The sequence below is a fragment of the Streptomyces sp. NBC_00158 genome (assembly GCF_045160885.1).
GTDB lineage: Bacteria > Actinomycetota > Actinomycetes > Streptomycetales > Streptomycetaceae > Streptomyces.
Genome location: NZ_CP108161.1, coordinates 38,777 through 65,058, shown reverse-complemented (window position 1 = coordinate 65,058; position 26,282 = coordinate 38,777). Strand labels below are relative to the sequence as shown.

The following is a 26,282-nucleotide window of genomic DNA, read 5'->3' as shown; positions in this document are numbered from 1 at the left end:
ACCCCTTCCCGGCGGCCCCGCACACCATGGTCGTCCTTCCGACGGCCTCGATCGCCGCCGCGATGCCGGGGTTTCCGCGCCGCCCCGAGCCGGCGCACGCCGGGCCCGCACGCGGAACCGTCCGCGTGCGGGCCCGACGCTCCCACCGGGGGTTCGCTCAGCGGCGCAGGCAGGCGACGTAGCCGGGGCCGGCCGGGTCGCGGTCCAGGGACTCCAGGGTCCACGGCGATTCGGCGACGGCGGCGGCCAGTTCGTCCGGCGTCGCGAACCAGTAGTCGAACCAGGGCGTCGTCGTGGCGCCGTCCCGCACCCGCAGGAGCAGCTGACCCCGGGCGCGCCCGCGCCGCAGGTTCCACGCGTGGTACTCGGCGTGGTCGGTGCCCCCGTCACCGGGGTCCAGGCCCGAGCCGATCAGCCGGGCGCCGGGACGGGCCACCGAGGCGAGTGCCGTCAGGACCGCGGATGCCTGCGCGGGGCCGCCGAGCAGGCCGAGGTTGTTGCCGAACAGGGCGATCGTGTCGAAGGTTCCGAGTCCCTCGGGCAGATCCGGCACCGAGCCGGTCACCGTATCGACGCCCCGCGCGCGCGAGATGCGCACCGCCCCGGGAGACGGTTCCAGCCCCACGACCTCCAGGCCACGGGCCAGCCAGGGAACGGAGTGCCGCCCCGCCCCGCTGCCCACGTCGAGGATCCGGCCAGAGGGCTGCTCCCATCCCCAGCGGTGCAGGGGCGTCCACTGCTCGGGCGCGGCGAAGTAGCGCGCGGCGTCATTGGCCTCGATCAGGCCGTCCTCGCGTTCGATCACCTCCACCGCCGACCAGGGCGCGGCGCCGGCGTCCCAGCAGCGGGCCAGGATGCGGCCGAAGGCGTCATCGATACGGGGTTGTCTTGGCCCGGAGTCCCGGGCCGGTTCTGTGTCCATGACCGCGATGCTGGCATCCGGACGCGGGGCCGCGCATACGCGAATACAGCGGAGCCCGCATCGGCGCGGCGGCCCGGCAGAACCATTCGACGGCGGGGCGTACGGCGAATTAACGCAAGCACAATATTTTACCGGTTCGTTGCCCGCCGATAATGAACCCCGGCCGACCGGCCGCCGTCCCCTCCGGGGCGGCGGCCAGGGCTCCGGGGGTGGCTACTGAAGCTTGGGCTGCACGTCGCCCCAGCCCCAGGAGGTGTCGGTCGGCACGCTGTCGGCCGAGGTCACGCGCCCCTGCCCGGGGTGGTTCGCCTGGTACGCCTCGACCGCGACCGGTGACAGCAGGGCGGCGACGGCGGCTGCGATGGTCAGTACGCGGGCAATGCGGTTCATGGGGCTTCTCCAAGGGATGTATTGGGCGAACGCGGTGCGAGGTAACTCGACAGCTCGCCGTGTTCCTGCTTTCGGGAGAAAGCTTTGTCGGCGCATATCCTGACCGCAATTGGCCACCCCCTTCAGCAAGGTGCGTGGCAGCAAGGCGAGGAGGGGACATCAATGGACATTAGCGATGAATACGGTCTATCGGCGGTCCCGGAAGGCTGGCGGCAGGCCGACACGGCCGTCTACGGGTGGGTCCTGGAGCACGGCCGGCTCGACGCCCCGGAGGTGGCGGCCGGCGTCGGTCTGCGGGAGGAGGAGGTGAGCGAAGCCCTCGCCCGGCTCACCGCCTCCCGGCTGATCCGGACCGACCCCCGCGAACCGGCCGTGGGCTTCGCCGTCTCGCCCGATGTCGCCCGCGCAGAGCTGGCCGCCCCCGTACGGTCCCGGATCCGCCAGGTCGAGGAGGAACTCGACCGGGCCCAGCAGGGGTTGGACCACTTCTCCGCCGAGTACCTGCGCCACGCCCAGCGCGGCAACGGCCAGTTCCGCCTGATCGGCAACATGCTGGAGGTCCGGGTCGTCCTCACCCGGGCATCCGAGCAGTGCGCGCGGGAGGTGCTGTCCAGCCAGCCCGGCGGCGGCAGCCGGATGATCGAGGCGATGGGGGAGGCGCTGGCCCGCGACCGGGCGATCCTGGAACGCGGCGTCCGGATGCGCACCCTCTACCACCACACCGCCCGCTTCCACGGCCCGAGCCAGGCGTACGTCGCCGCCGCCTCGGAGTTCGGTGCCCAGTACCGGACCGCGCACGAGCTCTTCGGCCGGCTCATCGTCTTCGACCGGGAGCTCGCCTTCATCCCGCTGAACGACGGCTCGCGCGGCGCGGTGGCCATCAGCGAGCCTTCGGTGGTGTCCTACCTCGCGGACGTCTTCGAACAGACCTGGACGCACGCCACCCCGTTCGCCGACGCCGCCAGCCAGGGCCTCGGCGAGGTGGCCCAGGAGGTCGACCGCACCATCCTGCGGCTCCTCGCCGCCGGGCTGAAGGACGAGGCGATCGCCCGCCGCCTCGGCATGTCCCTGCGCACGGCGCGACGTCATATCGCCGACATCATGGAGCAGTTGGGCGCCGAGAGCCGCTTCCAGGCGGGCGTGGCCGCCGTACAGCGCGGGCTGCTGGACGCCGAGGAGCTGCTCGCACCCATCGACGCGGAGCCTGAAGCCGCCAACTGAGCCGGCTCGGGCGTCAGGCCCCGATCCGGATCAGCAGGTACCGCCCGGAGGCCGTGAGCTCACCCGTCCACGCGCGCCCGGGCGGCGCGTAGAGCAGCTCTCCGGCGCGCAGCCGGCAGTGGAACGGCTCCGCCGGGACGCTCTCCGCCCCCGGGCCCAGCGTCCAGCTGCCGCCGCCCGACACCTGCCGGACGAGGACGCGCGCCGCGTCGGGCCCGCCGCGGACCTGCCGCGGCGCGTCCGGCGCGCCCCGGGTGACCCGCACCGGGGCGCCGAGCAGGGCGGACAGCCCGGCGCCCAGTGCGGCGAGATCGGCGTCGGTCGCGTGCGTGCGGCAGCCGGGGTGGTCGTGATCCGCCCAGAGGATCCCCGGGGCCGTACCCCGGTGGACCGAGAGGAAGAGCGCGAGCTCCTCCAGATGGCGGGCCCCGCTGTCACTGGTCCGCATGTCTCCCCCTGTTCACGCCGTACGAACTCCCGGTAGCGGTACGGGTGCCCGGCCCGCGCGCAGGCATGCCGGACCCTGCTGTCCGCGCCCTTGACCAGCCTGGTGCACCAGCCGTCTCCCCGACAGTCACGGGATCCCGGTGCAACCCACCGCTCCCCCCACCGCAATCACCCGAAAGGTCCCCTTTGCCCTCGCCTCGCTTTGCTGCCAGGCACCTTGCTGAGGCCCGCGAGGGCTGGAGGCCCGACACCTGACCGGCCAGGCTGGGGTGACGGAGCCAGCACCGCCCACCCCCCAGGGAGCCCGCCATGTCGCACGAAACCGCCCTTGCCCACTCGTTCACCCCGCGCGAGCGGGAGATCCTCTCCCAGCTGCCCGACGGGGACACGTACCAGGCCATCGCCCGTCGGCTGGGCCTGAGCCCGCACACCGTCGACACGTACGTCCGGCGCCTGCGCGGCAAGACCGGCACCACCAACCGCACCCAACTCGCCGTCCTGGCCACCCGCCTCGGATTCTCCTCCTGCGGCCCGGCCCCGGCCCACCCCGAACCGACCACGGCAGCCGCCGCCCCCGGCACCGGGCTCTGACGGGTGCGCCGACGGATCACGGCCGGGCTCACCGCGCGACCGGGAGCAGCCCCAGCCGGTGGCGGCGGGCGGTCTCGGCCGTCCGGACCTTCCCGCTCGTGGTCACCGGAAGGCCGCCCGGGGGCAGCAGCACCACCTCCGAGACGTACAGTCCGAGCGAGCGCGCCAGCCGCCGCCGGACCTCCCCGGCCGGGCGCGCCTGCGGATCGGACGTACCGCCGGTCTCGGCCACCAGGCACACCCGGCCGGACCCGGCGTCCGGGACGAGGAACACCACGCACCGCCCGGCCCGCAGCCCCGGCACCCCGGCGCACACGGCCTGGACGTCCGCCGGGTGGAAGTTCCGCCCCCGGTGCACCAGGACGTCGTCCGCGCGGCCGACCACGAACAGGTGCCCCCGGTGCAGGAACCCCAGGTCGCCGGTCCGGTGCCAGCCCGGGGCGCGCTGCTTGGGCCAGTAGCCCGTGAACAGCTGGGGCCCGCGTACGAAGACCTCTCCCACCTGCCCCGCCCCGGCGGCACGGATCCGCACCCGCGTCCCGGGCACGGGGACGCCACTGGACAGCAGCCGGACGGCCTCCGCCCCGGGCCGGGCGGGCGCCACCGTGCCCCGCGCGTACAGCTCCCGGTCGGCCCGCAGTGTCACGGCGGGCACGTCGGGCGTGCAGGCGGTGACGGTCAGGGTGGCCTCCGCCATCCCGTAGGAGGGGCAGAGCGTGCCGGGGCGCAGGCCCGCAGGGGCGAACCGGGCCTCGAACCGCTCGGCCGTGGCCGCCCGCACCACCTCGCCCGCGTTGCGGGCCACCCGCCAGGACGAGAGGTCGAATCCGCCCAGCTCCGCCGCCGGGATCCGGCGCAGGCACAGCTCGTACGCGAAGTCCGGTGCGCTGGACAGCGTGCCCCGGTGTGCGGTGACGGCGGCCAGCCAGGAGCCGGGCGAGCGGACGAACTCGCGCGGGGTCAGCAGCACCGACCGGTACCCGCCGAAGAGCGGCCGCAGCACGCCGGTGACGAGGCCCATGTCGTGGTGGAGCGGCACCCAGGTGACCGCCACGTCCGCCGGGCGCTCCCCGTACACCCGGGCCGCCTGCGCACAACTGGCAAGCACCGCCTCGTGGGTGACGCCGACCCCCTTGGGGCGGCCGGTCGAGCCGGAGGTGTACTGGAGGAAGGCGAACTCCGTACGGGCTTCGCCCACCGGCCCGTCCGCGGCGTGCGCGGCCAGGTCCTCCCAGGCCAGGCAGGGCGGTCCGGACGGCCCGAGCAGGGCCCGCAGTTCCCGCGTCCAGCGGGCGAGCGTGACGACCAGCGCGGGCCGGCAGTCCGCGACTACCCCGAGCAGCCGTTCCCGCGCGGCGTCTCCGCGGGACGCGTCCGGTGCCGGGGCGGGTACGCACACCAGACCGGCTCCGACGGCCGCCACCAGAGCGGCCGGGAAGGCCCCGCCGTTCGGCAGCACCAGGACCACCCGGTCCCCGGTCCGCGCCCCGGCCGCCCGCAGGGCCGCCCCCGCGCGGTCGGCGAGCGCGTCCAGCTGCCCGTAGGTCAGCTGCTCCGTGGTCCGCCCGTCGCTCAGCACGGTCACCGCCACCGCCCCGGGGCGTTCCCGGGCATGCCGGCGTACGCGGGCCCGCACGGTCTCCGCCGGCACGTCCGGATCCGGCACACCGGCCCACGGCGAGGCACCGTCCGGCGCCCCGTCAAATGACAGCCCGTCAGACAGCCCGTCCGGCCTCATGCGTGGCCCCCGGACGCGCCGTCCGCCAGCCCGACGCGGCGGATCTTGCCGCTCGGGGTCCGGGGCAGCGTCCCGTACGCGTGGCACCGCACCACCGGGACGCCGAGCCCGAGCCGGGCCGCCGCCGCGCGGACGGCCGGCGCCGGGTCGGCCCCGTGGCCGCGCCGGGTCTCGACGAAGCAGACGGGCACCGGCCCGCCCACCACCGCCGCGTCGAAGACGCCGGGGAGGAGCCGGATCTCGTGTTCGAGCCGGGCCCGGCCCATCAGTTCCGGCCGCTCGGCCCGCCCCAGGACGGTGAGGTAGCCCTCCGGGTCGAGGAAGCCGATGTCACCGGTGGGGACGACCGTGCCCTCGTCGGCGGCCCGCAGCCGGACGGTGATCTCGCCCGGCTCGCCCGCCGCCACCGGGCGGCCGTCCCGGAGGATCCGCACCGTGATGCCGGGGAGCGGGCGGCCCACCGAACCGGGGTGGCGCAGCCACTCCTCCGTGGTGATCTCGGTGATGACGCCGTGTGAGGTGCCGTAGTACTCGTGGAGCACCGGCCCGAACAGCTCGATGGCCTCCCGTTTGACGGCGGGCGGGCAAGCGTCCCCGCCGTGGAAGACCACCGCCGGCCGGTGCCGGGGGGCGATCCGCGCCTCGACCACTTCCAGCATCCGGTCGGGGCCGAGGAAGAGGCTGTCCGGCCGGTGCAGGTCCATGAGGGAGGCGAAGAGCCCGGGGGACCAGTCGCGCTGCACGACCACGGCACTTCCCGCCTGAAGGGCGTGCAGCGCGGGGCCCAGTGTGCCGAGGTGGTACGCCGGATTGCTCATCAGGTGCGGTCCACGGTCCGGCCCGGCCCCGCCGCGCCGGTCGACCACGACTCCCTTGTAAGGACGCGGCGGCCGTGGCCGGGGCACCGCCTGCGGCTCCCCGGTGGTCCCGGAGGTGGTGAACGCCAGGTACCCGGCCCGCGGAGGAACACGGGCGCCCGCCCCCGGGGAGGCCCCGCTGCCCGGGGGACCGGGGGCAGCCGCCCGCGCCAGCTCGTCCGGGCCCACCACCGGGCAGGGCAGCCCGGCCGGAGCGCGGCCCGAGACGTGCACCGCGGCGGCCATGCGGGACAGCAGGCCGGCGGCCACGGGGGAGTCGAACAGCCACGGGTGGACCGGGAACAGCCCGTAGCCGTGGCGCAGCGCGGCGAGCGCCAGGGCGAAGAAGTCCGGGCCGGCGGGCAGGTCGGTGGAGACCACCGCCCCGTCCGCCGGCCCCGTGGCGCGCAGGCCGCCCGCGAAGGCGTCGGCCCGCGCCACCAGTTCACCGAAGGTCCGGGACTCCCCGTCGGCGATCACGGCGATCCGGCCGGGGTCGGCCGCGGCGCTCTCCCAGGGGCTCCACAGGTACGGCCTCACCGCCCGCCTCCCGCGCGGGCGGCGGCCAGCACCGCCGCCAGTGCGGCGAAGTCGGCCGAGTCCACGATCAGTTCGGTCTCCACCGCCACTTCCAGCCCCTCCTCCAGGCGGACCGCGAGTTCGACGGCCGCGATCGAGTCGCCGCCGAGGGCGAAGAAGTCGTCCTCGGCGCGGGCCGGGCACGCGAAGACCTCGCTCGCGGCGGCCAGGACCAGCTCCAGCACGGTTTCGGGCACGGTGTCTCCAGGGGGTTCGGTCGGAAGGGGTCGGCGCGGGGCGGTCGTCACGACCGCGGCCCGCGGGGGGAGGGGGCCGCGCCCCGGACCAGGCCGTGGACCAGCCCGTCGAGTACGGCCCGCGCCAGCGGGCGGCCGACCCGCCCGCCGTCGTACAGCAGGTCGAGGACGATCCGGTCCCGGTGTTCGTCGCAGCGCAGATGGAGCGCGGCCGGGTTGTCGAAGGTGATTCGGCGCAGCGGGTAGGCGTCGGGGGTGATCCCGAGGGCCCCGTCCTGCGCGGTCCGGCCCGACGGGCCGCCGAAGTGGCGCAGATTCAGCACGATGTCCCGCCCGTACGGGCGCCCCGCCCCGGCCTCCGCCTCCGCGGTCAGCGCGGCCACGTCCGCCGAGGTCACCCTCTGGTGGCGCAGCGCCTCCAGCAGCTGTCCCCGTACCGTGCCCAGCACGGCCTCCGGCGCGGCGCCGGGTTCGCGCACCACCAGCGGGCAGGAGGCGGCGAACATGCCGACCACGTCCTGCTGCCGGCTGAGCCGCGAGTCCATGGACGTCCACAGCGCCACCCGGCGCTGCCCGGCCTGCCGGGCGAGCGCCCGCACGAACGCGGCCACCACCCGCTGCAAGGGCGTGCAGCGCTCCCGCTCGCAGGCGGCCCGCAGGGCCTCGACGGCCGGCCCGGACAGCTCCGCCCGGCAGCTGCCGTCCTCCGTGGCCACCGCCCCCGACGGGCGCTCCCAGGGGCTGCGGACGGCCTCGCCGAGCCGTTCCCGCCAGCTGTCCCGGGCCCGTTCGAGCAGCAGCGGGCCGGTGCGCGTGCGCTGGCCGAGCGCGGCGGCGGCGAAGGACGGCGCGTCGTACGCCGCAGGCTCGCCGCGCAGCAGCGCCCGGTAGTCGCGCCAGATCTCCGAGGCGAACAACTGGTGGGCGCGGCCGTCGAAGACGAGGTTGGGGAAGTTCGCGAGGAACGCGTGGTGGCCGGCGTCCCGGCGCAGCAGCCGCAGCGCGAAGGGACGCCGCTCACCGTCCCAGGGGTGGACGAAGTCGCGGGAGAGCACGGCCGAGGCGTAGCGGGAGAACTGCTCGGCGGAGGCCGCCGTGACGGCCTGCCGCTCCACCACCGTCTCGCCGTCGCCGAGCGGGTGCGCCTGCTGGGCCCACCCGCCGGCGCCGTCCTCGGCCAGGCGCAGCCGCAGCGCGTCGTGGCGGGCGACGAAGGCGCGGACCGCCTCGGTGAAGAGCTCCGCGTCGAAGGGGCCGAGGATCTCGTACGACAGCCGGACGTTCTTCGTCGTCCAGCCGCCCGCCCGGGTCTTGGCGAGGTAGCGCTCCTGCTCGAAGGTGAGCGGTACGGGCCCGGTCGGTCCGTTCAGGACAGGCACAGGTACTCCCCTCCCGAGCCCGCCAGCTCGGCGGGTGTGCCGGCTTCCACGATCCGGCCGTCGCGCAGCACGAGGACCTGGTCGGCGCGGTCCAGCACGGTGAGCCGGTGGGCGATGACGACGACGGTGACGCCGGCGGCGAGCAGGCCGTCGAGGATCTCCTGCTCCAGCGCCGGATCGAGCGCGCTGGTCGCCTCGTCGAGGATGAGCAGCCGCGGCTTGCGGGCCAGCGCCCGGGCCAGCACGATCCGCTGCCGCTGGCCGCCGGACAGGCCGTGCCCGCCCGGGCCGACCAGGGTGTTGTAGCCCATCGGCAGGGCTTCGATCTCCTCGTGCACGTGCGCCAGCCGGACGGCCTCGACCAGCTCGGCGGCGTCGATGTCCTCGGCCCCGAAGGTGATGTTGTCGCGGATGGATCCGCCGAAGAGGTGGGCGTTCTGGTTGACGTAGCCGATCTGAGCCCGGTAGGTGGGCCGGTCGAGTGCGGCGAGGTCGACGCCGTCGACCGTGAGGGCGCCGGAGGTGGGCAGGTGGAGTCCGGCGAGCAGCATGCCGAGGGTGGACTTGCCCGAGCCCGAGCGGCCGATGACGGCGACGAACTCGCCGGGGGAGGTCTTCAGCGTGATCCCGCTGAGGGTGGGGCGACGGGCCCCCGGGTAACGGAACGCGACGTCCTCGGCGGTGATCCGGCCCGGCTCGTGGACGCCGGTCCCGGCCAGCACGCCGCGCGGTTCGGGCGCGGACCGCAGTACGTCGTCCAGACGGGCCAGGGTCGGCCGGATCGCGGCGAGCTGGGAGGCCGCCTCGAACATGCCGCCCAGCGGGGCGAACAGGCCGATGGTCAGGGCCATGAAGGCGAGCGCGGAGCCCAGCGAGTCATGCCCGTCCAGCACCCGCCAGGCCCCGGCCAGGACGACCGCCACCGGGGCGCCGAACTGCAGGGTGCGGCTGAGCGAGGTGGAGACGGCCAGGCTGCGGCGGGCCGCCAGCCGTTTGTTGACCTCGCGGACCAGGGAGTGCGACCAGCGCTCGGCGGCCTTGCCCTCCACCCCGCTCGCCTTGAGGGTGGTGATGCTCTCCAGCAGTTCGACCAGTTCGGTCTGCGCCTTCGTCTGCCGTTCCAGCACTTCCTGGCTCATCGAGGTCTGCCGGCGCCAGGTGGCCGCCATGAGGGCGGCCTGGAACCCCGTCAGCAGGATCACCAGGCAGGCGAGTACGGGGTTGGCGAAGACGATCGCGATCAGGTAGATGACGATCAGCAGACTGTCGAAGACGGCGCCGACGGCACCGAGGCCGAGCACCTGGTTCAGCGCCGTACTGGTGCGGACCCGCATCGCGAGGTCGCCGGAGCTCCGGACGGTGAACCAGTCGTAGGGCAGCGAGGCCAGGTGCTCGACCACGCCCCAGGTCAACTGCTTGTCGACCACCGCCTGCCGCCGGGTGACGAGGAAGGAACGGACCAGCTGGAGCACGAGGAAGAGCAGCACGAGCAGCCCCAGGCCCGCCGCCGCGATCCCCAGCCGGCCCGCGGGGCCGCCGGGCTCGATGTTCTCGACCAGGTAGCCGGTGGTCAGGGGCAGGACGAGCTCGAAGGCCATCAGCCCCGCCGACACGGCGGCCAGCCGGTACAGCTCCCGGCCGCGCGGCAGGAAGCGGCGCAACTGTCCCCACGGACCGAAGCGGTCGGCGCCGCCGCGCCCGGCCCGCGCGGCACGGGCGGCGGCGAGCGGCGGCTCGAACTCCAGGGCCACACCGGTGAAGGACTCGGCGACCGAGGCCCGGCTGAGCCGGCGCCGCCCGAAGGCCGGGTCGATGACGTCGACGTGGTCCTTGGCGGCGGACTCCAGGACCACGAAGTGGTTGAAGTTCCAGAAGAGGATGGTGCCCGCCGCCAGGTGCGCCAGCCCGTCCAGCTCGGCCCTGACCCCGCGGCCCTGGAGGCCGAAGCTGCGGGCGACGTCCAGCAGGGTACGGGCCGAGGCCCCGTTGCGGCCGGAGTCGGCGCGGGCGCGGACGGTGTCGAGCTCCGCCTCGATGCCGTGGTGGCGCAGGGCCATCACCAGGGCGGCCGGACCGCAGTCGCTGACCTGGGTCTGGAAGCACACGGGTACGCGCGCGAGACGCCTGCCGGCGCGCAGCCGTGCGCGCAGCAGAGCGGCCCGTTCGGCCCACCCGGCGGACCGGCGGACCGGCGCGCCGGCGCCGACGGGCGGCCCGAGGCCGTCCCGGCTCTGGTGGTGGTCGAGCGCCTCGGTCCGGAAGCGCGGTCGGTCGGTCATGGCTCCTGCCTCCTGCCTGGCGGACTCCTGCCCGCGAGACGACGACGGCCGCGTGGGCCGGGGGGAAGCCCCCGGCCCACGACGGCTCACTGCGCGGTGATTAGGAGACGCAGCCGGCGCTCACCGAGAGGGTGCCGCCGACGATGTCGTCCAGCTCCTCGTCGGACAGGGCAACGATGTCCACCTGGGTCTCCATGACCTTCTCCATGATTTTCTCCATTCGGTAATCCGGCTCCTGCGCTTTTCGGGATGATCCCCGGCGCCTGCCGATGACCAAACAATAGGGAGATGTCTTCCGCACTTTCAATCACGGATTTCAGGGACCTCGCCAGAATCCCTCTCCATAGGCACGCAAAACCGGACGGAACACCCGGAAAAGAGGGCTCCTCGCCATATTCACGGTATATTTTCCACATCCGTGGCCGGATTGCGGGAGGGTAATCGGTAGCATTTCGGCGAGGCGCCCCGGAGCCCTCGTACGCGCGGCTGCGCACGCGTGCGGGATCCTTTACCGGAAAAGACCCGGACCCGCGGAGAATCCCTTTCTCCGCGGGCCGGGCCCGTACCTCCCGCGGCCGCCGCGCCCGCTCCGCCGCGCCCCGTCCCGCCCCCCTCGTCCCGTCCCGGTCGCCCGGTCACGGGACCAGGGGAGGCGTCGACCCGTGACTGTCCGCCCCCGCCCGCCCCGTTCCACGATGAGACCCAGCCCGGGCGGCCAGCCCCCCGGTGCCGAGGGACCAGGGGAAAGGGCAGGGCCGTGCGACGTTCAGCCGAGCTGCGGGACCACCTCGGAAGCGATCAGCTCCAGGTGGTCCAGGTCGTCGAGGTCGGCGAGCTGGAGGTAGAAGCGGCGCGAGCCGGCCTCCTGGAACCGGCCGATCCGCTCGACCACCTCGGCGGGCGAGCCGACCAGCCCGTCCGCCCGCAGCGCAGCCACATCGCGGCCGGTCCGCTCCGCCCGCCGGGCGAACTCACCGCCGCCGCGCCCCACGCAGGTGAACACCGCGTTCGAGCAGAGCAGGTCACCCGGCGTCCGCCCGATTCCGGCGGCCGCCTCCCGGGCCCGTTCTCCCAGCTCCCGCGTGCGCGCCACCGAGACGAACGGCACGTTGAACTCGGCCGCGTAGCGCGCCGCCAGCGCGGGGGTGCGCCGCGCCCCCGTCCCGCCGATGATCAAGGGCAGCCGTTCCTGCACCGGCTTGGGCAGTCCCGGACAGCCCTCCAGCCGGTAGTGCTCCCCGGCGAAGTCGAAGGTCCCGCCCGGCGGCGTCGCCCATATCCCGGTGATCACCGCCAGTTGCTCCTCCAGCCGGTCGAAGCGCCGCCCCGGGAAGGGGATCCCGTAAGCCCGGTGCTCCTCCTCGTACCAGCCGGCCCCGAGCCCCAGCTCGATCCGGCCGCCGCTCATCGCGTCGGCCTGGGCCGCCTGGACCGCCAGCACCCCCGGCAGCCGGAAGGTCGCCGAGGTCATCAGCGTGCCGAGCCGGATGCGTTCCGTCTCCCGGGCCAGCCCTGCCAGCGTCGTCCAGGCGTCGGTCGGCCCCGGCAGCCCGTCCCCGCCGCCCATCCGCAGGTAGTGGTCGGAACGGAAGAACCCGTCGAAGCCCAGCTCCTGCGCCGCCAGGGCGAACCGCAGCTGCGTCTCGTACGAGGCGCCCTCCTGGGGCTCCACGAAGATCCGGAAATCCGTGAACGTCCTCATGCCGGGACCCGACCTGCCTTTCGCAGAACACCGAAGAACGGAAAACAGCAATGCACTTCACCCTCCTGGGGCCGCTGACCGCGGTGCACGAAGGCACCGAACTGGCGCTCGGCGGCACCAAGCAGCAGATGCTGCTCGCCCACCTGCTGCTGCAAGCCAACCGCCAGGTGACGGTCGACGAGATCGTGGACGCGCTGTGGGGCGACCGCCCGCCGGCCTCCGCGGTGAAGAACATCCACCTCTACATCGGACGCCTGCGCCGGGTGTTGGCCGCGGCCGAACCCGGCCGGCGGCTCCAGACCGTCGGCCGGGGCTACCTCCTGGCCGCCGAGCCCGCCGAACTGGACCTCGCGCGGGCCCGCAGCCTGGCCCGGGACGGCCGGACCGCCCGCCGGGCGGACGACCCCGAGCAGGCCGCCCGGCTGTTCCGCGAAGCGCTGCGGCTGTGGCGCGGCCGTCCCCTCGCGGCGCTGGCCGGCTCGGCCACGCTGGCCGCGGAGGTCCGCTGCCTGGAGGAACTGCGGCTGCTGCTGCACGAGGACTACTTCCAGGCCCGGCTGGACACCGGCCGGCACCGGGAGATCCTCCCCGAACTGCACCGCCTGGTCGCCGCCCATCCGCGGCAGGAGCGGTTCCGCTTCCAGCTGATGCTGGCCTTCAGCCGGTCCGGGGACCGCGCGGCCGCCCTGGGGGTCTACCGCAGCGGCTACCGCCTGCTGGTCGACGACCTGGGCATCGAGCCCTGCCGCGAGCTGCGGGAACTCCACGACCGGATCCTGGCCGACACGGTACGCGCCCACCCGGCGCCGGCCGTCCCGGCCTCCCGGCACAGCGGCCACCACCGTGCCGTCCTGTCGGCCTCCCGCTGAACCAGCGCACCGCGCCTCCCCCTTCCCCTTCCACTGCCCCACCCACCCGTCCCCTGAGACAGGAGCAGACACATGCGGTTCATCTTCGTCGGCGGCTCGGCCCGCTCCGGCACCTCGCTCGTCCAGAAGCTGCTGGTCAGCCACTCCGCGATCGCCGGCGGCCCGGAGTTCGACCACACGGCCACGCTCTTTCGGACCTACCGGGACATGAACGTCCCCTGGCGGCTCGCCCGGCAGTCCTACTACTACGACGCCGCCGGGCTCGCCGACTCCTTCAAGCAGTTCTACGAGGGCTTCTTCACCGGCGTCGCGGCCCGCAAGCCGGGCGCCGCCTTCGTCTCCGAGAAGACCCCCAGCAACCTCGCCGTCGCCGAGACCCTGCTGACGCTCTGGCCGGACGCCGTCTTCGTCACCGTCGTCCGGGACGGGCGCGACGTCCTGCTCTCCCACCAGGACGTCAACCGCCGCTACCGGCAGCTCGGCGAGCGCAACCCCGAACCGGACACCCTGCTGAACGTCTGCCGCTACTGGAACGCCAGCGCCGAGCAGTACTTCGCCCTGACCTCCCGCCCCGAACTGCGCGACCGGGTGCACCTGGTGGAGTTCGAGAAGCTGGTCTCCGACCCCGAGCCGGAACTGCAGCGGCTGTTCCGGTTCCTCGGCCTGAGCGTGGAGGAACGCCAGCACCACCCGGAGACGATCACCGAGCACGAGACCGGAGTCGCCCTCGAGGGGGCGTACTTCACCGAGCAGCTCTACCGCCAGCCGTTCAACCCGGGCAAGACCGGCCGCTGGCGCAAGGAGATGAAGCCCGCCGAGCGGCTGCTGTCGACCTTCCTGATGCGCGACAACCTGAGCCGCTTCGGCTACCACGACTGAAGCACGCCGCCGGACGCCCGCCGCGCCGCGCCCCGTGACGGGGCGCGGGCCCGCGATCGGCGCGGGCCGGCCCTGCGGCGCGGTCACCGGGCCCGCAGCGGCACGGCCCGGTAGGCGGCCAGGCCGAAGAACTCGCCGCGCACCACCGCCGCCCCGTCGATCCGGGCCGGGACCCCCGCTTCGTACAGCGCCGACAGCGCGGCCCGCAGATGCAGCCGCGCCAGCGGGGCGCCCAGGCAGTAATGGCGGCCCCGGCCGAAGGCCAGGTGCGACGGGCCGCCGCGCCCCGCACCGGTCACCGGACAGCCGCCGCCCCGGGGGACGGAGTCGTCCTGCCCGGCCGAGGCCAGCAGCAGCACCACCCGCTGGCCCTCGGTGAAACGGTGGCCCAGGTAGTCGAACGAGGTCTTCGCCTCCCGTACCGCGATCTGGAACGGCGGATCGGCCCGCAGCGCCTCCTCGACCCCGGCTTCGGCGCCCTGCGGCCCGCCCCCCGGGCCGGCCGCCCGCAGCGCCGCCACACAGGTGGCCGTCGCCGTCGGCTCGATACCGCCGGTGACCAGCTGGGCGACCATCGCGACCACGTCCTCCGGTTCGACCTCCGGATGCCGTACGGCCCCGGCCAGCGCCCGGGCGACCGGGGTCGAGGCCCCGGGCAACAGCTCCTCGTGGACGAAGCCGGTCAGCGCGGTGACGGCCGGGGCCGCGCGGAGCGCCGCCGGCAGGTCCATCCCGGGGGTGCCCACGTAGTCGATCAGCGGGTCCGACCACTCCTCCAGCTGCCGCCCGGCCTCCTCCGGCAGGCCCAGCAGCCGCGCCACGGTCCACCGGGCGGCCGGGCGGGCGAAGCCGGCCAGCAGGTCGGCCGGCCCGGCGGGCAGTGCCGCCGCGAGCCGCCGGGCCGCGCCGGCGATCTCCGGCTCCAGTTTGCCGGCGGCCGCACGGGTCAGCGCGGGCTGGAGCAGCCGCCGCAGCCGGAGCTGGGCGGGGCGGTCGGAGAAGACCGGCCAGCGCGCCAGATGCTCCTCGACCGGCACGATCGCGGACCGGCCGGGCTCGGGGAGCGTGTGGATCCACTCCGGGAAGTCGTGCGCGCCGAGCCGCGGGTCGAGCAGCAGCGCGGCCACGTCGGCGTAGCGGCTGACGTACCAGGAGGAGGTGGCCCCGTCGAAGTGCACCGGCGCATGCTCGCGCAATTGACGGAAGAGCGGGTACGGGTCCCTCCGGCTTTCCGGAGTGACAACCGGCGGAACGAGAGAATCATTCATACCGGCGATGCTAGAAGGCGTCGGAACAGTTCCGGTATATGAGTCGTGGTATATGTGCGCCATATTTCGAGGGCGGTATATTCCCGGCATACTCGAGCGCTCGGGAATTGACATCCGATGCGGTTCTCCGTGAAGAATTCAATGGCATACGGACCGGGCATCGAAGCGCGGTCCGAAAGTCGCAAACACAGGAGACCGACATGCGTTTCAACATTTCAGAGGTGCCGCCGGCCGCCGATTTCGAGGTCATCGAGCGCAAGGGCACAGGACACCCCGACTCGCTGTCCGACGGGCTCGCGGAGGCGCTGTCGGTGGCCTACTCGAACTACACCCGCGAGGAGTTCGGGGCGGTCCTGCACCACAACTTCGACAAGGTCGGCCTGCTCGGCGGCCGCAGCGAGGTCGACTTCGGCAGCGGACGGATGACCTCGCCGATCCGCGTCCTGGTCAACGGCCGGGCCTCCCACCGCTTCGGCGACCGCGAGATCCCCGTCGAGGAGCTGATCGTCGAGACCACCCGGCAGTTCCTCGGTGAGCGGCTGCCCAAGATCGACCCCACCCAGGACCTCACCTTCCTGTGGAACCTCAGCAGCGGCAGCAGCCCCGGCCAGGTCGACGCCAGCACCGACAAGGAGTCCTACCGCCGCCACTGGTTCTCCCCGCGCGACCTCTCCGACCTGCGCGAGCTCCAGCACCTGGTCTGCAACGACACCTCCATCGGCACCGCCTACGCCCCGTACAGCCCGCTCGAGGAGTTCGTGCTCGCGGTCGAGCGGGAGCTGCACGAGAACAACGACCTGCCCTGGCTCGGCACCGACATCAAGGTCCTCGCGGTGCGCAACGGCCTCACCGTCGACATCACCACCTGTCTGCCGCAGATCGCCGACGAAGTGCCCGACCTGGACACCTACCTGGCCAACATCGCCACCGCCCGCCGGCTGATCACCGAGCTGGCCGAGCGGTTGCTGCCCGGCCGCGACATCACCCTGCACACCAACACCCGCGACAACCCGGCGATCCCCGAGCTCTACCTGACCGCCACCGGCTCCTCCATCGAGAGCGGCGACGAGGGCCTGGTCGGCCGCGGCAACCGGGCCAACGGCCTGATCGCCACTGCCCGTCCGTACACCATGGAGGGCGTCGCCGGGAAGAACCCGGTCTACCACACCGGCAAGATCTACACCGTGGCCGCCCAGCGGATCGCCGACGCGCTCGCCGCCGAGCACGGCACCGCGTTCCAGGTCTGGGTGGTCGGGCAGGCCGGCCGTGAGCTGAGCGACCCGTGGGAGGTGACCGTCGCGCACGAGGGCCCGGTCGACCCCAACCTCGTCGAGGTCATGGTGAAGTCCGAGCTGGCGGACATCACCGAGATCACCGAGGACCTCCTGGCCGCGCGGGTCCGGCTCTACTGAGCCGCCCCGACCGAAGCGAGGACACCCATGAGCACCCCCTCCGCCAGGCTGCGCGCCTGGCTCCTCGACCACCCCCGGCTCGCCGAAGGCCCGCACGCGGGCGGGGTGATGGGCGATACCGGGACCGCCGCTTACGTCTATCCCGAGATCGCCGGCTACTACCTGACCTGGCTGGCCTTCCTGACCGCGACGGACCAGGACCCGCACCCGGACACCACCCCCGCCGACACCACCCCCGCCGACCCCGCCCGGACCGCCGACGCCGCCCCGACCGCCGCAGCCCGCGAGGCCACCGTCCGCTGGCTGACCGGCGAGCTCGGCCGCCCGGACGGCCCGCGGACCCGCTGCCACCTCACCGCCACCCCCGAAGCGGCCGCCGACTGGCGCAACCACGCCCGGTTCACCTTCGACCTCGGCATGGTCCACCGCGGGGCCGCCGCCGCCCCGGGCCCCGGCACCGCGGCCCTGCTGGCCCGCACCGCCGACCTGCTCGACGCGATGCGCGCCCCCGACGGCTCCTGGCTCGGCGCTCGCCCGCACCCCGGCGCCGCCCCGCTGCCCGAGCGCTGGTCCACCACCTCCGGCCCGCACCTGCTCAAGGCCGCGGGCGGCGTCCTGGCCCTGGCCGGACCCGGTCACGCCCCCACGGTCCTGGCGGCCGCCCGGGAGACCGTCGCCCGCCACGCCCCCGGACTCGCGGCGCGGCTGCCCGCCATGAGCCACCCCGGGCTCTACGCCCTGGAGGGCCTTCTCCAGGCGGAGGCCGCCGGACACCGGGAGCACTCCGGGGAACTGCTGCCCGGCTACCTCCGGCTGGCCGCGCAGCCCGACGGCGTACCCCGCGAATACGCGGGCCGGCCCGACAGCCGCGTCCGCAGCGACGTGGTGGCCCAACTGCTGCGGATCGGCTGCGTCCTGGCCGGCCGCGGCGAACTGGACGGCGCCGGGCGCGCCGCCCTGGACCGGCTGGCCGCCCTGCTGGCGGACCGGATCGGCCCGGACGGCGCGCTGCCCTTCGACGACGGCGCCGCGTACGGCAACACCTGGTGCGCCATGTTCGCCCACCAGGCCCTGGCCTTCCACGCCCGGATCACGGCGGGCCGCCCGGTCCCCGACGCATGGATCCGCCTGCTGGTCTGAGCCGGGGACCCGACAGTAAAGGAAAGCAACAGTGCAACAGCGCGTCGCCGTCGTCCTCGGGACCAGACCCGAAGCGATCAAACTGGCCCCGCTCATCCGGGAGTTCCGCGAAGACCCCCGGTTCCGCCCGGTCGTCATCTCGACCGGACAGCACCGGGAACTCCTCGACCAGGTCCTGCCCGGCTTCGGTATCCGCCCCGACCTCGACCTGGGCGTGAAGCGGACCAGCCACAGCCTCGCCGAGCTGACCGGCGCCGTGCTCGGAGGACTGGACCGGGCCCTCGAACGGATCGCCCCGGACGCGGTGGTCGCGCACGGCGACACCACCACCACCCTCGGGGCGAGCCTGGCCGCGTTCTACCGCAGGGTGCCGCTGGTCCACGTGGAGGCCGGACTGCGCTCCGGCAACCGTTGGGCCCCCTACCCGGAGGAGTTCAACCGGCGGGTCACCGCGCTCGCCGCCAACCTCCACCTGGCACCGACCCCGCACGCCCGGCAGAACCTGCTCGCCGAGGGCGTCGACCCGGCGACCGTCGTGGTCACCGGCAACACCGTCATCGACGCGATGCGCGACACCCTCGCCCGGGCCGACGGCTGGCACGACCCCCGGCTCACCGTCCTGGACGACGACCCGCGCCGGGTACTGCTGCTGACCGTCCACCGCCGCGAGTCCTGGGGCGACCCCCTGCGGCACATCGCCGGAGCGGTGGCCGAGACCGCCGACCGGCACCCGGACATGCTGGTCGTCGCCTGCCTGCACGCCAACCCCGCCGTCCGGGCGATGCTGCTGCCCGTCCTGCGCGACCGCCCCAACGTCCTGACCGTGCCCCCGCAGCCCTACCCGACCTTCCTGCGGCTGATCCGGCGCGCCCACCTCGTCGTCACCGACTCCGGCGGCGTCCAGGAGGAATGCACCGGCCTCGGCAAACCCCTCCTGGTCCTGCGGGACGTGACGGAGCGCCAGGAGGCCGTAACCGCGGGCGGCGCCCGCCTGGTCGGTACAGACCCCGACCGGGTGCGCACCGAGATCGAGCTGCTCTGGACCGACCGGCAGCTCCACGAGGCGATGGCCGCCGCCGTCGGACCGTACGGCGACGGCCGGGCCGCCCCGCGCTGCGCCGCCGCCGTCGCCCGGCTCCTCGGCCTCACCGACGGGCCCGTCCCCGAGTACCACCTCACGCCGGCCACCGAAGGGAGCTACCGGTGAACCCCGACACCACCTACCTGATCCGGCACGCGCAGACCTCCTACAGCGCCCGCCACCTGGTCAACGGCTCCCTCCGGGCGGACGTGCCCCTCGACGCGGCGGGACTGGCCGCCAGCCGCGCCTACCGGCCCGGCTGGCTGGCCGGGGTGGTCTCCTGCCGCACCAGCGGCTTCACCCGCACCCGCCAGACCGCGCACGCCCTGCTGGCCGGCCGGACGGTGCCCCTCGACGCCGACCACCGGCTGAACGAGATCGGCTACGGCTCCTTCGAAGGCGGCCCCTGGCTCGCCTACGGCACCTGGCTGCGCGACGCGGGCCGCGGCGCCGTACCCCCCGGCGGCGAGGAGTCCTGGCGCGACGCCGTCGCACGCATGCTGGACGGGCTGCTCGACTGCCTCGCCCTCCCCGGCCCCCGGCTGGTCGTCGCCCACGGCCTGCTGGGCTCGGTGGCCCGCTGCCTGACCGGCCCGCAGGGGTCCGCGGACGGCCACGCCCTGCCCGAGGCCCCCTACCTCGAACCCCTGGTGCTGACCGACGACCAGCTGATCCGGCTGGTCGCCGAGGGGCACAGGATGCTCGCCCCCGCCCGGGCGGAGGCCGCCGCACGATGACCTACGACGTGATCGTGGTCGGATCCGGCGCGGCCGGCGGCTGGGCCGCCAAGACCCTCGCCGAACGGGGGCTGCGGGTCCTGGTGCTGGAAGCCGGGCCGCTGCTGGCCGGCGACCACCGGGTCGACCGAGCCGCCCACACGGGCGCGCGCCAGCCCGTGCAGTCCCGCTGCTCGGCGTACGAACAGGCCAACAGCCACCTCTTCGTCGACGACCTCGACAACCCCTACCAGACGCCCCCCGACGCACCGTTCCACTGGTTCCGCGGCCGCCAGGCCGGCGGACGCATGCTGCTGTGGGCCGGAGTCAGCCTGCGGATGTCCGACCGCGAGTTCGCCGGGACCGCCCCCGACGCCCCCCACCACCGCGCCTGGCCGGTCCGTCACCGCGACCTCGCCCCGTACTACACCCGCGTCGAGGAGTTCCTGCGGGTGACCGGCGGCGGCGAGCCCACCCCCGCCGCCCCGCCGTCCGCCGCCGTCCGCCGCCGTCCGCTCACCCGGGGCGAGCGGCGGCTCGCCGAAGCGGTCGCCGCCCGCTGGCCCGGACGGCAGGTCATCACCAGCCGCACCGCCGTCGCCGAGGCCGGATCGGTGCTGTCGGCGGCCCTCGCCACCGGACGGGCCCGGCTGCGCCCCGACGCCGTGGTCACCCGCCTGGAGCTCGACGACCGGGGCCGCCGCGCCGAGGGCGTGGTCTTCGTCGACCGCCGCACCGGACGCACCCACCGGCAGCGGGCGGCAGCCGTCCTCCTGTGCGCCTCCGCCGTCGAATCGGTCCGTATCCTGCTCAACACCCGTACCCGCCACCACCCCGACGGCCTGGGCAACCACACCGACCAGCTCGGCCGGTACCTGCTCGACCACACCGCCGGGGTCTGCGTCAGCGGCCTCGTCCCCGGGCTGGAGGGGCCGCCCCGCCCGCTGCCCGGCCCCGGGTTCGTCCCCGTCTGCCACATCCCCGACTTCGGCGACGCGACCCGGCCGTTCCCCGGCGGCTACGGCATCAACGTCTTCGCCCCCGAGGTGCTGCCCAAGAACAGCGGCAGCGCCGCCTGGGCATCGGCCGGGGGCACCCCGTTCCGCATGTGGGCCAGCGGCGAAGTGCTGCCGCACCCCGACAACCGGATCACCCTCGCCGACCGGACCGACGCCTGGGGCGTCCCGCAGGCCCGGATCCGGCTCGTGTACGGACCGGGCGAACGGGCGATGGCCCTCGACCAGGCCACCGAGATGACCGCGATGGCCCGGGCCGCCGGCTTCACCGTCCTCGACGTCAACGACCGGCCGCTGCCCCCCGGATCCTCCGTCCACGAGCTCGGCGGCGCCGCCATGGGCACCGACCCCGCCCACAGCGTCGTCGACGCCGGCCACCGGCTCTGGCGGGTGCCCAACGTGCTCGTCACGGACGGCGCCTGCTTCCCCACCGCGGGGTGGCAGAACCCCGCCCTGACCATCATGGCCCTCGCCGCCCGCGCCGCCGACCGGCTGGCCGACGCGACCCGGGCCGGCGAACTGGAAGGAGCGGCACCATGAAAGTGCTGCTGATCAGCGATGCCCGCGTGGAGACCGGGCGCGGCCCGGTCACCCGGCTGGCCCACGTCCTGCCCGAGCTCAGCCACCGCGCCGAGGTCTCCCTGGTGGTCCTGGGGGAGCCCGACCCGTTCTGCGCCGACGCCATCGCCGCCGCCGGTGTCACCGCCCACCCGGCCCCCTTCGCCCTGGACGGCTGGCGGGTACGGGACCTGCCCGGGCTCCTCGCCGTGATCGAGGCCGCCGTCCGCCGGGAACAGCCCGACCTGGTGGTGCTCTACCGGGAGATCTGGGATCTCATGCACGCCCTGCCCGCGGTCCTGGCCCGGCTCGGTACGCCCTTCCTGGTCATGCCGCACTCGGTACCCTTCCTCGACGCGCTTCCCCGGCCCTCCCGCTCCTTCAGCAGGGACCTCGTGCGCCGCGTCCTCGCCGAGCGCCGCGGCCACGCACTGCGCTACCTGCTCACCCACGCCCACCAGGCCCCGCTGATGCGCACCCTGCCCCGCGTGGTGATCAACGAGACCGTCGAGCACTACCTCGACGGCTACTTCCCCACCGCGCCCAGCGTCCGAGCCGTCCCCGGCTACGCCATCGACCTGCCCGCCATCGAAGGCGCCCAGGCCCCCGGGCGGGTCTACGACCTGGCCTTCATGGCCAAACTCACCGAGGGCAAAGGGCTCTTCGACGCACTCGCGGCCCTGCGGCGGCTACGCGCCGTCCGGCCCGGCGCCCGGATGCTGGTGATCGGATCCTTCGAACAGCCGCGTGTCGAAAGGCGCTTCCGCCGCACCGTCGAACGGTACGGGCTGCGCGGCGCCGTCGACCTCACCGGCTGGCTGACCGGCCCCGAGAAGTACCGGGCGCTCAGCTCCGCCAAGGTCTTCTGCTACCCGTCGAGATCCGCCGACACCTTCTCGCTCTGCCTCCTGGAAGCACTCGCCTGCGGACTGCCGGCCGTCTGCTGGGACGTACCCTTCGCCCGCGCCGTCTACGGCGACACCACCGCCGTCCGCGCCCTGCCCTACGGCGACACCACCGCCCTCGCCGCGGCCGCCGACGAGCTGCTCGACGAGGTGACGCTACGCCAGAAAAGCTCAGCGGCCAGGAAGTTCGCCGCACGATACTGTTCGTGGGGCGTCGTGGCAGAGGCTGAAGTCACCGCCTACCAGCGCTTTCTCGCCATGGTGAGCGCAACACCACAGAACATCGTCAAAGGGTGAACCATGATCGATCTCAAATTCATTCTGCAGAATCCGGACGAGGTGGCCGAGAACTGCGCGCGCCGGGGATACGACGTCGACATCGAGCGGATCACCGCCCTCGACCGTGAGCGCCGGGGGATACTCGCCCGGCTGGAGGACACCCGCCACCAGGTGGCCGTCCTCGGCCGCGAGTGGAAGAACACCACCGACCAGGACGAGCACCGCCGCAAGGCCAACGAGCTCAAGGCCGAGCGGGCCCGCCTGGAACAGGAGCTCGAAGAGGTCGCGAGCCGGCTCCAGGAGCTCGTCTCCTGGCTGCCCAACATGCTCGACCCGCGCGTCCCCGTCGGCGGCGAGGAGAAGAACGTCGTCGTCCGCACCGTCGGCGAACCCACCACGTTCGACTTCGCCCCCCGCTCCCACGAGGAGATCGGCCGCCTCACCGCGACCATCGACATCCCCCGCGGTGTCAACGTCGCCGGCTCCCGCTTCTACCTGCTGATGAACGAGGCGGTCCAGATGCGCTACGCGCTCACCGACCTCTTCGTCAAGCGTGCCCGCGCCCAGGGCTTCGAACTGGTCTCCCCGCCCTACCTGGCCCGACGTGAGACCCTCTTCGCCTCCGGTTACCTGCCCTTCCAGGACAAGGACAACTTCACCGTCAACGACGGCGACCTGTCCCTGATCGGCACCAGCGAGCAGTCGCTCCTCGGCATGCACATCGGCGAGACCCTCACCGAACTGCCCCTGCTGTACCTCGGCGACTCGATGTGCTTCCGCACCGAAGCCGGCAGCTACGGACGCGACACCGCGGGCATCCTGCGCGTCCACCAGTTCCACAAGCTGGAGCAGCTGGTCTACTGCCACCCCGACGACAGCGAGAAGTACCACCAGCTCTGCCTGGACAACGAGGAATGGCTGATGCGCGAGCTCGGCATCCCCTACCAGGTGGTCCTGACCGGTTCCAAGGACCTCGGCGCACCCGGCCGCATCAAGTACGACACCGAGGCATGGCTGCCCTTCCAGGAGCGCTACCGGGAGACCACGTCCAACACCAACATGGGCGACTTCCAGACCCGGCGCGGCCGGATCCGCTACAAGGTGGGCGAGGAGAAGGGCTTCCCGCACACCATCTCGGCGACCGGATTCTGCGACCGCCTCATCATCGCCATCATGGAGAACCACCAGCAGGAGGACGGCTCCGTGCGCGTACCGGATCTCCTCGTGCCCTACCTGGGCACCGAGGTCATCGCCGTCCGTCCCGCCGGCGGGCAGCGCCCGGCCGTCCGGTGACGCCATGACGACGACGAACCCGACGGACACCCCCTTCCACCGGGCCCTCGCCGGCTACCTCCTGCCGAACGGCTGGCGGCTCACCGCCTGCCCGTCCTGCGGACGCTCCTACTACGGCAAGGGCAGCCCGGTCTGCGGCAGCGACTGGTGCCCCGGCACCACCCCCGCCACCGCGCCGGCGGGCGCACCGCACCCCGGCCCGGCCGCCCAGTGGACCCGGATCCGGCGTGTCCTGGAGACGCGGGGCCTGACCCCCTTCGCCATGCCCGGGCTGCGCGGAACCGCGCGCGACACCGACCTGGTGGTCTCCGCGCTGCAGTACCTCGACCCGGTGGTGCACCAGGGCGCTCCCGCGCCGTCCGGGCCCATGGTCCTGGCCCAGCCGTGCGTGCGGTGGCGGTACCTGCCCGTCGCCGGACGGGAGGAAGCCGTCTCCTCGTCGTTCGTCAACCTCTCCTCACTGGAGGTCGGCGGGCCCGCCCTGATCGACCGGCTCGCCGACCACCTGGACCTCTGGCTCGACTGCCTCTCCGCGGTCGGGGTCACCGCCCGGGACACCACCGTCGCCCTGTCCGACGAAAGCTGCGCCTACGGCCCGTACGCGGGCCTCCGCGCCGACCTCAACAGCGGCGGCCTGGAGATCGGCGAGATCAACTGGTACGGCACGGTGGAGGACACGGCCGGACGCGAACTCACCGTCATCGACTGCGGGTTCGCCTTCGAACGGATCGCCTGGACGGCGCCCCGCACCGACTCCTACCACGCCATGCTCGCACCGGTCTTCCTGCCCTCCGGCGAGTCGGCCGGAGGGCTGCCCGGCGGCGTGGTCAACGACCGGGTCCGCACCCTCGCCCTGCTGTCCCTCTCCGGGGTGACCCCGGGCAGCCGGGGCCCGCGCCGGTACGTACGGCAGCTCGCCGACGAACTCGCCGTTCCCTTCCTGGCCGGCGTGAACCTGCCCAGCGCGCTGGAGCACGCCGTACGGTTCTGGCGCCAGTTCACCCCGCCCGCCGCCGTCGGCGACGCCGAGGCCGTGGAACTGGCCGTCGCGGCGGTCGAACGCCGCGCCACCGCACAGCTCGCCCGGGCCCTCCAGCAGCCGGAACCCCCGGTCCGGCTGCCCTTCGCCGAGGCAGCCGAACTGCTCGCCGCCCGCTCCGGCGGCCGCCCGGCCGTGCGCCGGGCGGTCGACGCCCTGACCGTGGCGAGCTGACCCCCGCTCCACCCCTCTAGGGGGTGTCTTGTGGATCAAGCCGGGCTCGCGGCGTCTGGCACCGCGCCTCGCCGCGTTCTCGTCGGTCGCCAACGCTCCGCGTTGACTCCCTCCTCGGCCTTGCGATGCACGGCACCAGACGCCGCTCCCTGATCCGGCTTGATCCACAAGACACCCCCTCGGCCCGGCCGCCAGGTCCCGCGCCGCCGGGACCGCCGGCCCGGCCCCGCCCACTCGGGACTGTGCCGCCCGCCCGCCCCCGGGCGAGGATTCCCGCAGGCCGCCACGAACGGCCCGCCCCACCCCGCCGATGTGCGTCAACCCGCCCCGAGGGGCCCCGTCCCGCACACCGTGCTGCCCGTACCCGCCCAGACCCGACCGAGAGGAGCCCGCGTGACCATCGCGACCGACACCCCGGTCCGCGCCGACGGGCCCGGCCACGGCACGCAACGTCCGTACTCCCTTTCCCACTTGGAGGCCCTGGAAGCCGAGTCGGTGCACATCCTCCGGGAGGTGGCGGGCGAGTTCGAGAAGCCGGTGGTCCTCTTCTCCGGCGGCAAGGACTCCCTCGTCATGCTGCACCTGGCGCTCAAGGCCTTCGCCCCGGCGCCGCTCCCCTTCGCCCTCCTGCACGTGGACACCGGCCACAACTTCCCCGAGGTCCTCGCCCACCGCGACCGCACCGTCACCCGGCACGGCCTGCGCCTGCACGTGGCCTCCGTCCAGGAGTACCTCGACACCGGCAGGCTCCGCGAGCGCCCCGGCGGCACCCGCAACCCCCTCCAGACCGTCCCCCTCCTGGACGCCATCCGCACCGGCCGCTTCGACGCCGTCTGCGGCGGCGGCCGCCGGGACGAGGAGAAGGCCCGCGCCAAGGAGCGCGTCTTCTCCCTGCGCGACGAGTTCGGCACCTGGGACCCCCGCCGCCAGCGCCCGGAACTCTGGCAGCTGTACAACGGCCGCCACGCCCCGGGAGAGCACGTCCGCGTCTTCCCCCTCTCCGACTGGACCGAGCTCGACGTCTGGCAGTACATCGCCCGCGAGGGCATCGAACTCCCCGGCATCTACTTCGCCCACGAACGGGACGTCTTCCGGCGCGACGGCATGTGGCTCACCCCCGGCCCCTGGGGCGGCCCCCACCCCACCGAACCCCTCCAGCGCCGCACGATCCGCTACCGCACCGTCGGCGACATGTCCTGCACCGGCGCCGTCGACTCCCACGCCACCACCCCCGACGCCGTCATCACCGAGATCACCGCCTCCCGCCTCACCGAACGGGGCGCCACCCGCGCCGACGACAGAACCTCCGAGACCGCGATGGAAGACCGCAAACGCGAAGGGTACTTCTAGC

The 26,282-nt window shown here is 74.0% G+C and carries 23 protein-coding genes; 13 read left to right on the top strand and 10 right to left on the bottom strand.

Features of this window, described 5'->3' with window-relative positions; translation table 11 throughout:
- Window positions 1-157: 157 nt before the first annotated feature.
- Together OG553_RS00285 and OG553_RS00280 are read right to left on the bottom strand one after the other, a co-directional pair.
- Window positions 158-922, bottom strand: coding sequence for a class I SAM-dependent methyltransferase (locus OG553_RS00285; RefSeq protein WP_405976953.1), 765 nt, complete (start codon window positions 920-922; stop codon window positions 158-160).
- Between the two features lie 213 nt (window positions 923-1,135).
- The gene (locus OG553_RS00280; protein ID WP_405976952.1) at window positions 1,136-1,312 is read right to left on the bottom strand and encodes a hypothetical protein; all 177 of its coding nucleotides are present in this window, start codon (window positions 1,310-1,312) and stop codon (window positions 1,136-1,138) included.
- A 162-nt stretch (window positions 1,313-1,474) separates the two neighbouring features.
- On the opposite strand from OG553_RS00280, the gene OG553_RS00275 reads away from it, so the two are divergent.
- Window positions 1,475-2,533 (top strand): LuxR C-terminal-related transcriptional regulator, encoded by a 1,059-nt coding sequence (locus tag OG553_RS00275; RefSeq protein WP_405976951.1) that lies wholly within the window; start codon window positions 1,475-1,477, stop codon window positions 2,531-2,533.
- A gap of 13 nt (window positions 2,534-2,546) precedes the next feature.
- Here OG553_RS00275 and OG553_RS00270 read toward each other — a convergent pair whose 3' ends face one another.
- A complete protein-coding gene (locus OG553_RS00270) occupies window positions 2,547-2,981 on the bottom strand; it encodes a hypothetical protein (RefSeq protein ID WP_405976950.1) in 435 nt (144 codons plus the stop codon).
- 308 nt (window positions 2,982-3,289) lie between these two features.
- Here OG553_RS00270 and OG553_RS00265 point away from each other — a divergent pair, with 308 nt between their 5' ends.
- The gene (locus tag OG553_RS00265; RefSeq protein ID WP_405976949.1) at window positions 3,290-3,571 is read left to right on the top strand and encodes a response regulator transcription factor; all 282 of its coding nucleotides are present in this window, start codon (window positions 3,290-3,292) and stop codon (window positions 3,569-3,571) included.
- A gap of 28 nt (window positions 3,572-3,599) precedes the next feature.
- On the opposite strand, the gene OG553_RS00260 is transcribed toward OG553_RS00265, so the two are convergent.
- The 6 genes from OG553_RS00260 to OG553_RS00235 form a co-directional block, all read right to left on the bottom strand.
- Complete coding sequence (locus tag OG553_RS00260) at window positions 3,600-5,222, bottom strand: AMP-binding protein (RefSeq protein ID WP_405976948.1); 1,623 nt, start codon at window positions 5,220-5,222, stop codon at window positions 3,600-3,602.
- 83 nt (window positions 5,223-5,305) lie between these two features.
- Window positions 5,306-6,706 (bottom strand): class I adenylate-forming enzyme family protein, encoded by a 1,401-nt coding sequence (locus tag OG553_RS00255; protein ID WP_405976947.1) that lies wholly within the window; start codon window positions 6,704-6,706, stop codon window positions 5,306-5,308.
- Entirely contained in the window at window positions 6,703-6,942 is a 240-nt protein-coding gene (locus OG553_RS00250) for a phosphopantetheine-binding protein (protein ID WP_405976946.1), read from the bottom strand. The genes OG553_RS00255 and OG553_RS00250 overlap by 4 nt, the downstream gene beginning before the upstream one ends.
- 47 nt (window positions 6,943-6,989) lie before the next feature.
- Complete coding sequence (locus tag OG553_RS00245) at window positions 6,990-8,321, bottom strand: condensation domain-containing protein (protein WP_405976945.1); 1,332 nt, start codon at window positions 8,319-8,321, stop codon at window positions 6,990-6,992.
- Window positions 8,309-10,600, bottom strand: a complete 2,292-nt coding sequence (locus tag OG553_RS00240) for a peptidase domain-containing ABC transporter (protein ID WP_405976944.1) — start codon at window positions 10,598-10,600, stop codon at window positions 8,309-8,311. Before OG553_RS00240 ends, OG553_RS00245 begins: the two co-directional genes overlap by 13 nt.
- 766 nt (window positions 10,601-11,366) lie before the next feature.
- The gene (locus OG553_RS00235; protein WP_405976943.1) at window positions 11,367-12,302 is read right to left on the bottom strand and encodes an LLM class F420-dependent oxidoreductase; all 936 of its coding nucleotides are present in this window, start codon (window positions 12,300-12,302) and stop codon (window positions 11,367-11,369) included.
- Between the two features lie 50 nt (window positions 12,303-12,352).
- On the opposite strand from OG553_RS00235, the gene OG553_RS00230 reads away from it, so the two are divergent.
- Both OG553_RS00230 and OG553_RS00225 read left to right on the top strand, forming a co-directional pair.
- Window positions 12,353-13,171 (top strand): BTAD domain-containing putative transcriptional regulator, encoded by an 819-nt coding sequence (locus OG553_RS00230; RefSeq protein WP_405976942.1) that lies wholly within the window; start codon window positions 12,353-12,355, stop codon window positions 13,169-13,171.
- A 72-nt stretch (window positions 13,172-13,243) separates the two neighbouring features.
- Complete coding sequence (locus OG553_RS00225; protein WP_405976941.1) at window positions 13,244-14,050, top strand: sulfotransferase family protein; 807 nt, start codon at window positions 13,244-13,246, stop codon at window positions 14,048-14,050.
- 83 nt (window positions 14,051-14,133) lie between these two features.
- On the opposite strand, the gene OG553_RS00220 is transcribed toward OG553_RS00225, so the two are convergent.
- Complete coding sequence (locus OG553_RS00220; protein ID WP_405976940.1) at window positions 14,134-15,228, bottom strand: hypothetical protein; 1,095 nt, start codon at window positions 15,226-15,228, stop codon at window positions 14,134-14,136.
- 290 nt (window positions 15,229-15,518) lie between these two features.
- On the opposite strand from OG553_RS00220, the gene OG553_RS00215 reads away from it, so the two are divergent.
- The 9 genes from OG553_RS00215 to cysD all read left to right on the top strand — a co-directional run bounded on the left by OG553_RS00215 (window position 15,519) and on the right by cysD (window position 26,281).
- Window positions 15,519-16,730, top strand: coding sequence for a methionine adenosyltransferase (locus OG553_RS00215; protein ID WP_405976939.1), 1,212 nt, complete (start codon window positions 15,519-15,521; stop codon window positions 16,728-16,730).
- Between the two features lie 27 nt (window positions 16,731-16,757).
- Entirely contained in the window at window positions 16,758-17,870 is a 1,113-nt protein-coding gene (locus OG553_RS00210) for a hypothetical protein (RefSeq protein ID WP_405976938.1), read from the top strand.
- A gap of 31 nt (window positions 17,871-17,901) precedes the next feature.
- Window positions 17,902-19,077 (top strand): non-hydrolyzing UDP-N-acetylglucosamine 2-epimerase, encoded by a 1,176-nt coding sequence (wecB, locus tag OG553_RS00205; protein WP_405976937.1) that lies wholly within the window; start codon window positions 17,902-17,904, stop codon window positions 19,075-19,077.
- On the top strand, window positions 19,074-19,688 hold the full coding sequence (locus OG553_RS00200) for a histidine phosphatase family protein (protein WP_405976936.1): 615 nt from the start codon (window positions 19,074-19,076) through the stop codon (window positions 19,686-19,688). Before wecB ends, OG553_RS00200 begins: the two co-directional genes overlap by 4 nt.
- Window positions 19,685-21,223, top strand: coding sequence for a GMC oxidoreductase (locus OG553_RS00195; protein ID WP_405976935.1), 1,539 nt, complete (start codon window positions 19,685-19,687; stop codon window positions 21,221-21,223). The genes OG553_RS00200 and OG553_RS00195 overlap by 4 nt, the downstream gene beginning before the upstream one ends.
- Complete coding sequence (locus OG553_RS00190; RefSeq protein WP_405976934.1) at window positions 21,220-22,443, top strand: glycosyltransferase; 1,224 nt, start codon at window positions 21,220-21,222, stop codon at window positions 22,441-22,443. The genes OG553_RS00195 and OG553_RS00190 overlap by 4 nt, the downstream gene beginning before the upstream one ends.
- A gap of 3 nt (window positions 22,444-22,446) precedes the next feature.
- A complete protein-coding gene (serS, locus tag OG553_RS00185; protein ID WP_405976933.1) occupies window positions 22,447-23,718 on the top strand; it encodes a serine--tRNA ligase in 1,272 nt (423 codons plus the stop codon).
- Window positions 23,719-23,722: 4 nt separating this feature from the next.
- Window positions 23,723-24,931 carry a hypothetical protein gene (locus OG553_RS00180; protein ID WP_405976932.1) on the top strand — a complete coding sequence of 403 codons (1,209 nt, stop codon included), beginning with the start codon at window positions 23,723-23,725 and terminating at the stop codon, window positions 24,929-24,931.
- Window positions 24,932-25,324: 393 nt separating this feature from the next.
- Window positions 25,325-26,281 carry a sulfate adenylyltransferase subunit CysD gene (gene cysD / locus OG553_RS00175; protein ID WP_405976931.1) on the top strand — a complete coding sequence of 319 codons (957 nt, stop codon included), beginning with the start codon at window positions 25,325-25,327 and terminating at the stop codon, window positions 26,279-26,281.
- The last annotated feature ends 1 nt before the right edge of the window (window position 26,282 follow it).

Coding starts and splice junctions, on each gene's coding strand:
- OG553_RS00270 (WP_405976950.1), bottom strand. CDS start 2,981: ATGCGGACCAGTGACAGCGGGGCCCGCCATCTGGAGGAGCTCGCGCTC.
- OG553_RS00190 (WP_405976934.1), top strand. CDS start 21,220: ATGAAAGTGCTGCTGATCAGCGATGCCCGCGTGGAGACCGGGCGCGGC.
- OG553_RS00275 (WP_405976951.1), top strand. CDS start 1,475: ATGGACATTAGCGATGAATACGGTCTATCGGCGGTCCCGGAAGGCTGG.
- OG553_RS00240 (WP_405976944.1), bottom strand. CDS start 10,600: ATGACCGACCGACCGCGCTTCCGGACCGAGGCGCTCGACCACCACCAG.
- OG553_RS00180 (WP_405976932.1), top strand. CDS start 23,723: ATGACGACGACGAACCCGACGGACACCCCCTTCCACCGGGCCCTCGCC.
- OG553_RS00265 (WP_405976949.1), top strand. CDS start 3,290: ATGTCGCACGAAACCGCCCTTGCCCACTCGTTCACCCCGCGCGAGCGG.
- OG553_RS00195 (WP_405976935.1), top strand. CDS start 19,685: ATGACCTACGACGTGATCGTGGTCGGATCCGGCGCGGCCGGCGGCTGG.
- OG553_RS00285 (WP_405976953.1), bottom strand. CDS start 922: ATGGACACAGAACCGGCCCGGGACTCCGGGCCAAGACAACCCCGTATC.
- OG553_RS00215 (WP_405976939.1), top strand. CDS start 15,519: ATGCGTTTCAACATTTCAGAGGTGCCGCCGGCCGCCGATTTCGAGGTC.
- OG553_RS00210 (WP_405976938.1), top strand. CDS start 16,758: ATGAGCACCCCCTCCGCCAGGCTGCGCGCCTGGCTCCTCGACCACCCC.
- OG553_RS00230 (WP_405976942.1), top strand. CDS start 12,353: ATGCACTTCACCCTCCTGGGGCCGCTGACCGCGGTGCACGAAGGCACC.
- OG553_RS00235 (WP_405976943.1), bottom strand. CDS start 12,302: ATGAGGACGTTCACGGATTTCCGGATCTTCGTGGAGCCCCAGGAGGGC.
- OG553_RS00280 (WP_405976952.1), bottom strand. CDS start 1,312: ATGAACCGCATTGCCCGCGTACTGACCATCGCAGCCGCCGTCGCCGCC.
- serS (WP_405976933.1), top strand. CDS start 22,447: ATGATCGATCTCAAATTCATTCTGCAGAATCCGGACGAGGTGGCCGAG.
- OG553_RS00225 (WP_405976941.1), top strand. CDS start 13,244: ATGCGGTTCATCTTCGTCGGCGGCTCGGCCCGCTCCGGCACCTCGCTC.